Origin of the sequence: Nostoc sp. NMS4, from assembly GCF_017115095.1 — a bacterium.
GTDB lineage: Bacteria > Cyanobacteriota > Cyanobacteriia > Cyanobacteriales > Nostocaceae > Nostoc.
This window is the reverse complement of sequence record NZ_JABXKI010000415.1, coordinates 1-10,979: the sequence shown is the minus strand read 5'-3', so window position 1 is coordinate 10,979 and position 10,979 is coordinate 1. Positions and strand designations below refer to the sequence as shown.

Here is a 10,979-nt window from a genome sequence, read left to right as displayed (position 1 = left end):
CTGTTCTGTCAAATCTCTACCAAATTTTTGTAAGGCTTCATAGCGGGATTCTGGGCTTTGATCTGTCACCTTTTGGCTACCGCGAATGGTTTTGATCGTAGCTTCGAGTTTAGCTGCATCGGCACTAAAGCCTTTGAGAATCTTTCGGCCCACGCGATCGTCTTCAGCAAAGGCCAAAAGTATGTGTTCCACGGAAATGTGGGAGTCTTTCATCCTCACTCTAGCTTCCTCGGCTCGGTCTAGTAAAATATCTAAATTGCGGCTAAGGTAAAGCTGATCGCTTTTACCAACTTTGGGCTGACGTTGGGTAAAGGCTTCTAGCTGCTGCTGCAAGCGGATTGGATCGACCTCAGATCGAGCCAAGATACGTATTGCTAAACTAGTGGGTTCTTCTAACAGGGCAATAATTAAATGTTCAACGTCTAGTTGCTGTTGTTGATAAGCACGAACTATATCCTGAGATTTAACAATTGCTTCCCAGGCTTTATCAGTAAATTTATTTGGATCTGTAGGTTGCATCTTTAGAATTTTAGAATTTGAATTTTTAGTTTAGGGACTCTACTACCTATTTCCTAATTTAAAACGAAAACACTGTTCTGAACGGACTTTGCCAGATGGTGCTATTGGAGCAATCCCTACGACGGGCTATTTGGTGTCGCTCTTCGGAATGCCGATACTAATAGGATTTACGCAAAGGATATCCCCTAACCCGCCTAAAAAGGGGAGACAAAAAGCGAAAAGTCTTGCGCGTATCGCTCTTAAGCACAACTTGCTGCCCAGATCCCCGACTTCTTCAAGAAGTCGGGGATCTAAATCCAAACCCTACCGGATAATTGATTTTTTGAAAATCCTTATAAGAATTACTGACTCACAAGTTGCTCTTGTGATTCCTGCTTGGCTGCTGATCCTTGAGATCCGATCTGAATCAGTTCAATTTTATACCCATCTGGATCTTCCACAAAAGCAATTACCGTCGAACCATGTTTCATCGCCCCTGGTTCTCGAACGATTTTACCGCCCTGATTGCGAATTTCTTCACACGTAGCGTAAATATCATCAACGCCGAGAGCAATGTGGCCGTAAGCATTACCTAATTCGTACTTTTCCACGCCCCAGTTGTAGGTTAATTCTATGACCGAGTTATCGCTTTCGTCACCATAGCCAACAAAAGCCAGGGTAAATTCTCCCCCCGGATAATCTTTTCGGCGTAGCAGTTTCATTCCTAGAACTTCACAGTAGAACTTTAAGGACTCTTCCAGGTTGCCCACCCGCAGCATTGTGTGTAGTAATCGCATATTGACCTTTTCTCTGTAATTGATTTAGTGTTATTCTCTGCAAACATTTTACCTAGCTCAAAGTCTTAAGGTAAAAATGCCGTCACAGAAAGAATTAAAAGCCTAAAGGACAGGATAAACAATTACCCATTCTTGGCATTGCTCCCTATCCCTATAATGGAAATCTTCTTTAATCTCAGCCAATAAAGTCTCTTAACAGCATAAGCTAGCGATTGGGTTAGGCAATTGGACTGTATGCGTAACACACTCGAACAAAGGATAAAGTACAGATGAGTAAATTCCTAGATACTGACCTAGATACTGCAATTGTTGCGATCGCAGCCCGTGAAATTCTTGATTCACGCGGTAGACCGACAATTGAAGCCGAAGTGCATTTAGCCAACGGTGTTGTCGGACTGGCGCAGGTTCCTAGTGGTGCTTCTACTGGCACTTTTGAAGCCCACGAACTGCGTGATGGTGATAAAAGCCGTTATGGAGGCAAAGGCGTACTCAAGGCAGTGCAAAACGTCAGAGAAGCACTTGCACCACAATTGTTAGGCTTGGATGCCCTCAATCAAGAACTGCTAGACCGCACAATGATTGCAATAGATGGTTCTCCTAACAAATCCAATTTGGGGGCTAATGCGATTTTGGGTGTTTCCTTAGCAGCTGCTAAAGCTGGTGCTGAATCTCTAGCAATTCCTCTGTATCGCTATTTGGGTGGTCCTTTAGCGAATTTGCTCCCAGTGCCGTTGATGAATGTGATTAACGGTGGCGCACACGCCTCAAATAACGTGGATTTTCAGGAGTTTATGATTGTCCCAATTGGCGCAACTTCCTTCCGGGAAGCGTTGCGCTGGGGTGCAGAGGTGTTTGCTACCCTCAGTCAGGTGTTAGATGAGAAAGGGTTGCTGACTGGTGTGGGTGATGAAGGCGGCTTTGCCCCTAACCTAGAGTCAAATCAGGTCGCTTTAGAATTGCTAGTTGCTGCCATTAAGAAAGCTGGTTACAAACCAGGAGAAGAAGTAGCTTTGGCGTTAGATGTGGCAGCTAGCGAATTTTACAAGAATGGTCAGTATGTTTACGATGGTAAACCTCACGCCCCGGCTGAATTTATTGATTATTTAGGACAATTGGTTGATCAATACCCAATTGTGTCAATTGAAGATGGCTTGCACGAAGAAGATTGGCAAAGTTGGCAATTGCTGACCCAGAAGTTAGGTTCGAGGGTGCAATTGGTAGGGGATGACTTGTTTGTGACTAACGCTACCCGCTTGCAAAGAGGCATCCAGGAAAAAGCCGCTAATGCCATTTTGATTAAACTCAATCAAATTGGTTCGCTTACCGAAACCTTGGAAACTATTGACTTGGCAACTCGTAATAGTATCCGTTCAGTAATTAGCCATCGTTCTGGTGAAACAGAAGATACAACGATCGCTGATTTAGCTGTAGCAACCCGTGCCGGTCAAATCAAAACAGGTTCTCTGTGTCGCAGCGAACGTGTAGCAAAATATAATCGCTTGCTGCGAATTGAAGATGAATTAGGCGATCGCGCCGTTTATGCTGGTGCTGTAGGGTTAGGGCCGAAGTAGAGAGATGGGGGAGTAAGGGGAGATGAGGGAGTAAGAGGAGATGGACAAGAAAATACTTCCTCATCCTCCTCATCCCCCTCATCTAGGGATAAAAACCAAGCTTGGGCAACCCCAAAGTTTCATCCCAGCCCATCATCAAGTTTAAACACTGAATAGCTTGCCCCGCCTGTCCTTTAATTAGATTGTCAATTGCTGACATGACAATTACGCGACCTGTGCGTGGGTCAACTTCTACACCGATGTAACAAATATTGCTGCCATTAGCCCACTTGGTTTGGGGGTAAATGCCGCTACCGCAGATTTTCACCCAAGGAGAGTTGCGGTAGAAGGCTGAGAAAATTGTGATTAAGTCATCTCGCACTAGACCAGGATCGCGCATTGTGGCATATACCGTTGCCAAAATACCGCGTACCATTGGGACAAGGTGAGGTGTAAATTGGATCATGAGTTCGTGACCAGCTAAGTCACTGCAAATTTGCTCAATTTCTGGGGTATGGCGGTGACGACCAATATTGAAAGCGGCTATAGAGTTGTCGGCTTCAGCTAGTAATAAGTTGGTTTGAGGTTGCCGTCCACTGCTAGATGTGCCGGACTTAGCATCAATAATAGCTGTTTCTGGCACGATTAAACCTTGCTTTAAGAGTGGCGAAAGTGCAAGGAGACTAGCAGTAGGATAGGAACCAGGACAGCCAATGAGTTGAGCTTCGGCAATGCGATCGCGGTAAAGTTCTGGTAATCCATAAACTGCTGTCGCTGCAATTGTGCGATCGCTTCTCTCAGTACCATACCAATTTGTATAAGTTGTCAAATCACTAAACCGATAGTCTGCACTTAAATCTAGTACTTTACATCCTTTTTCCAACAGTTTAGGCGCGATTTGGCAAGCCAGACCATTTGGTAAAGACAGGAAAACTACTTCACAGCGATGAGCAATTATTTCTGGTTCTACCGCCTCTATTAGCAGGTTAGTTGCATGAGCCAGATGCGGGTAAAGATCCCCGAAGGATTTCCCGATACTACTCTCACCACCTAAATAAACCAGTTCGACTTCTGGATGATCCATCAGTAGTCGTACTAACTGTACTCCGCCATAGCCCGACGCGCCAACAATCCCAACGGGTACGCGTCTAAATTTGCCCATGATCTGAAATCCTTATCCCATGAATGGTTAATTCGTTCTCAGCTATCAACAATATCAGCGACTAGACTCACCGCGCACAAAACGCCCCAAAGGGGGAGATGAGGGAGCAGAGGGAGATGGGGGAGACAAGGGAGACAAGGGAGACAAGGGGACAAGGAGATAAACAAAACTCCTAACTCTTATAACTCCTAACTCCTAACTCCTAACTCAGCACTCAGCACTCAGCACTCCTAATGCCCCATGCCCTTCATCCTTTACTGTCGCTGCACTTTATCTCCACTTTTTTATGCCCCGTTATCAAATCATTGCTAGTCTACTTCTCTGCCTTATAAAGGAGCTACAATCTAAAAGAAGAAATTGTAAAAAAAATTTACGTTTATAGCTGGAAATCTTTCTGTGTCACAGCCTAATACTACCCAAGCTTTTAAATTTGATTCGATTGATGCCGCTTTAGCAGACCTAAAAGCTGGTCGCGTCATTGTAGTGGTAGATGATGAAAATAGAGAAAATGAAGGCGACTTAATTTGTGCTGCCCAATTTGCCACACCGGACACGATTAATTTTATGGCGGTGGAAGCAAGAGGACTAATTTGTTTGGCAATGACGGGCGATCGCCTAGACGAGCTAGACTTACCCTTGATGGTAAGCAATATTACAGATACTAACCAAACTGCCTTCACTGTCAGTATTGATGCTGGGCCAGAATTAGGCGTAACCACAGGCATCTCAGCAGAAGACCGCGCCCGGACTATCCAGGTTACTCTCAACCCAGCCACAAAACCTACCGATTTACGTCGTCCTGGCCATATTTTCCCGATTCGAGCTAAAGAGGGAGGCGTACTCAAACGCGCAGGACATACGGAAGCTGCTGTGGATTTAGCTAGGCTAGCAGGGCTATACCCAGCTGGAGTAATTTGTGAAATTCAAAACTCCGATGGTTCAATGGCGCGGTTGCAGCAGTTAGTTGAATACGCTAAACGTCACAATTTAAAAATTATTAGTATTGCGGATTTAATCAGCTATCGCCTAAAGCACGATCGCCTAGTGTATCGTGAGGTTATTACCAAGCTGCCTAGTCAATTCGGTCAGTTTGAAATTTACGCCTATCGCCACACCCTAGATAATACAGAACACGTGGCAATTGTCAAGGGCGATCCAGCTAACTTCAAAGATGAGCCGGTGATGGTGCGGATGCACTCAGAATGCTTAACTGGTGATGCTTTGGGTTCTTTGCGCTGTGATTGTCGGATGCAGTTAGAAGCCGCGCTGAAAATGATTGAGGCTGACGGTCAAGGTGTAGTTGTATACCTGCGCCAAGAAGGGCGGGGAATCGGCTTGATTAACAAGCTGAAAGCCTACTCGTTGCAGGATATGGGACTTGATACAGTAGAAGCTAATGAGCGTTTAGGATTTCCGGCTGACTTGCGAGACTACGGCATGGGGGCACAAATGCTCATGGATTTGGGCATCAAAAAGATTCGCTTGATTACCAATAATCCCCGTAAAATTGCTGGAGTCAAGGGTTATGGGTTGGAAGTAGTCGATCGCGTGCCATTGTTAATTGAGGCAACCGAGTACAATTCCTATTATCTGGCGACAAAGGCGAAAAAGCTGGGTCATCTGCTGTTACAAACTTATCTGGTAACAGTAGCAATCCACTGGCAAGATGACCCGGAAGCTGTGACAGAACGCTATGAACGCTTAGAGAAACTGCGACACTTAGCGAGAAGTAATGATTTATTGTTACAGGAAGAAGCGCGTCCCTTAGCGATCGCTATATTTGACGAGCCATCTTTAACTGTACACTTGGGTTTCGATCAGGCAAAAGTTGCAAGCTGTGATTGGTATCAGCAAATTGGTCATCCTTATATACAGGCAATCTTCCAAATTTTGGACAACCTCGCTACTTTGCCATACATCCAGAAATTAGAATTTCTGATCTCTTCTGGTTGCGATCCTTTAAGTAATTTACAAGTCCAACTAGATCGGCAGATGTTTTCGGATGGTACACTGCCTTCATCAATTAGCGATCGCTTGGAGACGCAGCAAATTTACAGCTTTAGCAAATAGCCACGCATCAAGTCATATTTTTTGTTGCTTGTGGCATTGACTAAATCAATGCCCTTAATACTTTGTTGACCAATTATGGTGTGAAAATCTGAGCCACATCTTTATCAGGACTTACGCAAAATTATGAAAAAACGAACCGCAAAGAACGCAAAGAACGCGAAGGAAAGAGGGTTTCAGAGAGTTCTTGCGTAAGTCCTATTTATCTAAGACCACAACTGTTAATTGTTGGGACTACAAAGAAAATCAATGAGAGCAATCAAAATTATTGTTGAAAAACATAATGACGGTTACGTAGCCTATCCCTTGGGTATCAAGGGGGTTGTAGTTGGCGAAGGTGACAGCTATGAAGAAGCACTAGCAGATGTTAAATCTGCTATCCACTGCCATATAGAGATATTTGGTCAAGAGGTTTTAGAAGAGGAATCACCAGTCCTAGAAGCTTTTGTGGCGGAAGCTGAGGTTCCTATTTAATGGTTAAATTCCCAGTAGACGTACCTAAAGCTAAAGTAATTAAGACATTGGAATTTCTGGGATTTACTGTTATTAGAGAGCGGGAGCATATTGTTATGGAGCGAGAAAACGAAGATGGAACAAAAACTCCACTGACTATGCCTAACCACTCTCAAATTAAAGGTTCGACGTTGAGATCCATCTGTACTCAAGCGGGTATCTCAAGAGAGGATTTTTTATCTGCTTATGAGCAAATCTGAAAGCAATACTGCGTAGGTTTTGACTACAAAATAGAAATGTGTAGTGAATTAGGCGATCGCTTTGGAACTGAAATTCAATTATAAAACTCGTATTACAGATACTTACTTTTGCACCAACCGCTTATGTAGCATGGCTTTCACTTCTTCATCTGTAGGTGGCAGGGTATCAGTCTTGGCAATACCGATTAAACTTGTAGCTAAACCCTTTGGCTTTGGGTTTGGTTGAAGTTTTGGTTGGAGCGATTGCATTAATGTATTAATTAACTGCCAACGATCCTCGGCAGATAATCTTAGTGCTTGATCTTCAAGTTCACGTAAAGTCATGGTAATAATTTTTAACAGAGAGCAATGAGTTATCAGAATAAGATGGCTTCCGATGCAACGGAGTTGTTAGGCTGTCTCGCCCTTTGCGGCTTGTGGCATTGACTCAATTAACGCCCTTAACACTTTGTTGACCGATTCTGGTGTGGTGAAAACCTGAGCTACATCTTCATCTAAGACCACAACTGTTAATTGTTGCGTTCCACTACGCAAAGCAAAGCGATTAGGCTTTGCCTTTTGATAATCGAAGCCATACTCAGCCTGAAGCTCATCGTCAGAATTTTGCGATTTTTCTGCATGTGTTTCGTTCATAATCTTCACGTTCCTTTCGAGTAGCTAGACGGGCGCTAATGATACGGATAGCATTGGAACGCTCAGTGAAGGAAATCAACAGCAAGAGATTTTGTTGAGAGTGACCAATAATGATTTCTCGCTGCTCATCTAGAGAGTGCGCTTCATCATCAAAGATGACTGCCAAAGAATTGCTAAAGACAGTTTTGGCTTCTTCAAAGCTGACACCGTGCTTCTGCAAATTTGCGGCTGCTTTTGATTTATCCCACTCGAACTCCATGACCAGATCATATCCGATTAGCTATGCAGAAGTGAATATAAGTACAGCAGAGTAATCATATACTGCAATTAAGTGACATTGATGTGGGGAAGGTACTTTGAAGATAAAATGGCGATCGCATCTCAAACCAAAACCAAAGAAACGCCGCCCTTCCTCAGAAGAAGATATACTTCACCTCAGACGAACTGGACGTTATATCCCACCACCGCGTAAAAGTTGGCGAGATAAATTTTATGATAATGAATTTCGCGCCAAGCTTGGTTTACCAGCAGAACCGATGAAGTAACTGTGGGAAGCACCTCAAAATAACGGCATAATAAAACCACAAGAGAGCATACTTTTTCTTGACATGACAAAGCTATCCCACCCCCGATGAACACAACTATTATTGCCAAAGTGACGGCTGATGGAAAGTTAGAAATTCCCCCAGAGGTTTTGGAAAAGCTTCAGCCTTGTACAGAATATGAAGTCTCTGTTACCGAAAATGAAATTGTGTTTAAAAAAACAAAAATAGATTTAACACTAAAAGGATTAAGGCAACGAGTAATACAGACTGGTTCAGATCCAAATCAACCAACTCTCGAAGAAATTAGTCAAATAGTGAAGGAAGTTAGGCAAGAACTTTGGACTGAAGAATGAGGGTTGTAGTTGATGTAAATGTTTGGATTTCAGCATTACTTTGGGGAGGAGTGCCAGATATAGTTTTGATACTGGCAGAGGAGCAGGAAATAACTATATTTGCCTCTGATGCTTTATTCTTAGAGCTAGAAACTACTTTGCGTCGTCCAAAATTTCAGTCTAAAATCGAGTCTTTAAATTTAAGAGTAGAAGATGTAATTAATGCCACAAAAGATGTAATCCAATTTTGTCTAACTGTTTCTGTAGATGCTCCTCAATTACGTGACCCAAAAGATATTATAGTTCTGGCTGCGGCTATTACTGCAAATGCTGAAGCAATTATTACTGGTGATTTAGATTTATTAGTATTGGTAGAGTTTAATGGAATTCCCATTTTGACACCACAAGATTTTCTGATGCGTTATTTTCCAGAAAAGTCTAATCGTAATTCGTAATGACGCTCGGTCGCCTTTTTCGTCGGGAGCATCCACTTTTGGAAGAAACACCGAGTTCGGAACTCGAAGTGTCAAGATAAAAACACCAGAGTTGAGTTCTTTAAAGAAGAGTGGGGATTAGGGAGTGAGGAAGTAGGGGAGATGAGGGAGAAATCAATTCAAAATTCAAAATTCAAAATTAAAGAACTTCTGCCCCATACCCGATGCCCAATTCCCAATCAATAATGAGTCGCCGACTTGCGATGATGGACGGCTGTAACGCCATCATTATCTAACAATTTGCCGCTCTCGACAGTTGCATAAACTAGCCAATGATCGCCAGATTCCATCCGGTTTTGTACAGAACATTCTAAATATGCTAGGGCATCGGTAAGTATGGGAGAACCGCTTTCAGTTTCTTGAGTGGCGACATCAGCAAATCGGTCTTGTCCTGGGCCAAAAGGTTTAAGAAAATGCTTCATCAATCCCAAGTGATTGCCTTCTTTAAGAATATTGAGGACAAATTTATTGCCTGTATGGGTCAGTGTTTCTACTGCGCGTTCTTTGGCTACAGCTATGGTTAAACCCGGTGGATTAAAGCTGGCTTGAGATACCCAAGAAGCTAACATGGCACTGGAGCGATCGCCTTCTTTGGCTGTGAGAACACAAAGAGAACCGACAATCCGACCAACTGCTTGTTCTACATTTGTTGCAGGAAGACTTTGCGATCGCACTTTTCTCGCTTTCTTCAGTGCTTGAGCAAAGTCGGTTCCAGCTTCTTCACACAATTGTAAGGTGGCATCGTCGGGTTTGAATTTGACGCGGATGGTATCAAAACCAAACCGATAGCCAGCATCTTTTAATTTACTCTCAATTAAATCAACTGCTTCCCCACTCCAGCCAAAGGAACCAAAAGCACCAGCGAGTTTATTGTTAGTAGCGGTGGATAGGACAATTCCTAAAGCTGTTTGTACGGGTGTCGGTGCATGACCGCCGAGGGTAGGAGAACCGATGATGAAACCACCTGCTTTTTCCACAGCCGCCCGGATTTCTTCTGGTTCAGTAAATTCACAGTTAATCGATTCTACAGCGACACCAGCTTTTGTAATGCCACGAGCGATCGCTTGGGCTAATGTGGCTGTATTTCCATAAGCTGAAGCATAAATCAAGGCTACTGTCAAGTCAGCAGATGTTTGTTGTTGACTCCATTCTCGATAAGCTTTCGTCAATTCGATTAAGCCATAGCGTACCAAAGGGCCGTGTCCATTGGCATACATTCGCACGGGAAAATCGGCAAGTTTATCCAGTGCTGTTTCAACTTGACGGGCGTGGGGAGCCATGAGGCAATCAAAATAATAGCGCCGATCTTCGTTATATACTTCCCAGCCTTCATCAAATACCTGATCTCCACAAACGTGCGCCCCAAACAACTTATCTGTGTACAGAATTTCTGTTTGTGGATCGTAGGTGCAGAGTTGATCTGCATAACGAGGATTGGGGGTGGGAATAAATTGTAAATTATGCCCATTACCCAAATCTAGAGTTTCATCGCCCCGCATGACAAGAATTTGTAAGTCTGGATTTTCCAGCGCCGCACGTAAATTTATCGCCCCTGGATTAGAACACACAAAGGTGATTTGCGGCGCAATTTCTAACAAAGCTTTTAAAGTTGCGGCGCGGTTGGGGTTGACGTGTCCCAAAATTACATAATCTAAATCTTCGAGATGGAAACGTTGCTGCAAAGCTTTTAAATAAATTTGCGTAAACGTTTCCCCTGGAGGATCGATTATGGCAGTTTTATCGCTTTCGATTAAATAAGAATTAGCAGTTGTACCCTTAGCAAGAGCATATTCAATTTCAAATCTCAGCCTTGACCAACTGCGCGATCGCAGTATTCTCGTATCTGTCGCAATTGGGAAAACTTGAACGTCACGGGGTTTATTTTTTGACATAGCGGAAAAAATTTTAGATTTTAGATTTTAGAATTTGGATTGTTAATTAAACATCCAATCCAAATTCTGGATATTAAGTAGGAAGCTCTGTACTACACAAATGCTTATTGAGTATTTTTGGATTTTGGATTATTAATCTAAAATCCAAAATCCAAAATCCAAAATTAATAGTGGTTTCCAACTTTACGATGATGTACAGCAGTCAAAGCTTCTGGCTTAGAAACTCTGCCGGCGTAGACGTTGCTGTATACTGCCCAATGGTCGCCGCAATCCATTCTACTGATGACTTCGCATTC

The 10,979-nt window shown here is 43.2% G+C and carries 14 protein-coding genes; 7 read left to right on the top strand and 7 right to left on the bottom strand.

Annotated elements, in window-relative coordinates; translation table 11 throughout:
* Both HWQ37_RS33425 and gloA read right to left on the bottom strand, forming a co-directional pair.
* Window positions 1-519, bottom strand: a 519-nt coding sequence (locus HWQ37_RS33425; RefSeq protein WP_292755543.1) for a Clp protease N-terminal domain-containing protein, incomplete at its 3' end; no start/stop codon positions are given.
* Between the two features lie 341 nt (window positions 520-860).
* Window positions 861-1,295 (bottom strand): lactoylglutathione lyase, encoded by a 435-nt coding sequence (gloA, locus tag HWQ37_RS33420; protein ID WP_292755541.1) that lies wholly within the window; start codon window positions 1,293-1,295, stop codon window positions 861-863.
* 269 nt (window positions 1,296-1,564) lie between these two features.
* Between gloA and eno the strand changes: the two genes are divergently transcribed.
* A complete protein-coding gene (eno, locus tag HWQ37_RS33415; RefSeq protein WP_292755539.1) occupies window positions 1,565-2,866 on the top strand; it encodes a phosphopyruvate hydratase in 1,302 nt (433 codons plus the stop codon).
* A gap of 82 nt (window positions 2,867-2,948) precedes the next feature.
* On the opposite strand, the gene argC is transcribed toward eno, so the two are convergent.
* Window positions 2,949-4,007, bottom strand: coding sequence for an N-acetyl-gamma-glutamyl-phosphate reductase (gene argC / locus HWQ37_RS33410; RefSeq protein ID WP_292755537.1), 1,059 nt, complete (start codon window positions 4,005-4,007; stop codon window positions 2,949-2,951).
* 396 nt (window positions 4,008-4,403) lie between these two features.
* On the opposite strand from argC, the gene ribBA reads away from it, so the two are divergent.
* The 3 genes from ribBA to HWQ37_RS33395 all read left to right on the top strand — a co-directional run bounded on the left by ribBA (window position 4,404) and on the right by HWQ37_RS33395 (window position 6,787).
* A complete protein-coding gene (ribBA, locus tag HWQ37_RS33405) occupies window positions 4,404-6,077 on the top strand; it encodes a bifunctional 3,4-dihydroxy-2-butanone-4-phosphate synthase/GTP cyclohydrolase II (protein ID WP_292755535.1) in 1,674 nt (557 codons plus the stop codon).
* A 246-nt stretch (window positions 6,078-6,323) separates the two neighbouring features.
* Window positions 6,324-6,548 carry a type II toxin-antitoxin system HicB family antitoxin gene (locus HWQ37_RS33400; RefSeq protein WP_292755533.1) on the top strand — a complete coding sequence of 75 codons (225 nt, stop codon included), beginning with the start codon at window positions 6,324-6,326 and terminating at the stop codon, window positions 6,546-6,548.
* Entirely contained in the window at window positions 6,548-6,787 is a 240-nt protein-coding gene (locus HWQ37_RS33395) for a type II toxin-antitoxin system HicA family toxin (RefSeq protein WP_094348486.1), read from the top strand. Before HWQ37_RS33400 ends, HWQ37_RS33395 begins: the two co-directional genes overlap by 1 nt.
* 102 nt (window positions 6,788-6,889) lie before the next feature.
* On the opposite strand, the gene HWQ37_RS33390 is transcribed toward HWQ37_RS33395, so the two are convergent.
* The 3 genes from HWQ37_RS33390 to HWQ37_RS33380 form a co-directional block, all read right to left on the bottom strand.
* On the bottom strand, window positions 6,890-7,111 hold the full coding sequence (locus HWQ37_RS33390; protein ID WP_292755530.1) for a hypothetical protein: 222 nt from the start codon (window positions 7,109-7,111) through the stop codon (window positions 6,890-6,892).
* Between the two features lie 66 nt (window positions 7,112-7,177).
* The gene (locus HWQ37_RS33385; RefSeq protein ID WP_292755528.1) at window positions 7,178-7,420 is read right to left on the bottom strand and encodes a hypothetical protein; all 243 of its coding nucleotides are present in this window, start codon (window positions 7,418-7,420) and stop codon (window positions 7,178-7,180) included.
* Window positions 7,383-7,679, bottom strand: coding sequence for a BrnT family toxin (locus tag HWQ37_RS33380; protein WP_292755526.1), 297 nt, complete (start codon window positions 7,677-7,679; stop codon window positions 7,383-7,385). Before HWQ37_RS33380 ends, HWQ37_RS33385 begins: the two co-directional genes overlap by 38 nt.
* A 97-nt stretch (window positions 7,680-7,776) precedes the next feature.
* On the opposite strand from HWQ37_RS33380, the gene HWQ37_RS33375 reads away from it, so the two are divergent.
* The 3 genes from HWQ37_RS33375 to HWQ37_RS33365 all read left to right on the top strand — a co-directional run bounded on the left by HWQ37_RS33375 (window position 7,777) and on the right by HWQ37_RS33365 (window position 8,752).
* Window positions 7,777-7,965 carry a hypothetical protein gene (locus HWQ37_RS33375; RefSeq protein ID WP_292755524.1) on the top strand — a complete coding sequence of 63 codons (189 nt, stop codon included), beginning with the start codon at window positions 7,777-7,779 and terminating at the stop codon, window positions 7,963-7,965.
* Window positions 7,966-8,051: 86 nt separating this feature from the next.
* Entirely contained in the window at window positions 8,052-8,318 is a 267-nt protein-coding gene (locus tag HWQ37_RS33370) for a hypothetical protein (RefSeq protein WP_292755523.1), read from the top strand.
* On the top strand, window positions 8,315-8,752 hold the full coding sequence (locus HWQ37_RS33365; protein WP_292755521.1) for a putative toxin-antitoxin system toxin component, PIN family: 438 nt from the start codon (window positions 8,315-8,317) through the stop codon (window positions 8,750-8,752). Before HWQ37_RS33370 ends, HWQ37_RS33365 begins: the two co-directional genes overlap by 4 nt.
* Window positions 8,753-8,970: 218 nt before the next feature.
* Here HWQ37_RS33365 and HWQ37_RS33360 read toward each other — a convergent pair whose 3' ends face one another.
* Entirely contained in the window at window positions 8,971-10,683 is a 1,713-nt protein-coding gene (locus tag HWQ37_RS33360) for a diflavin flavoprotein (RefSeq protein ID WP_292755519.1), read from the bottom strand.
* Window positions 10,684-10,979 lie beyond the last annotated feature (296 nt).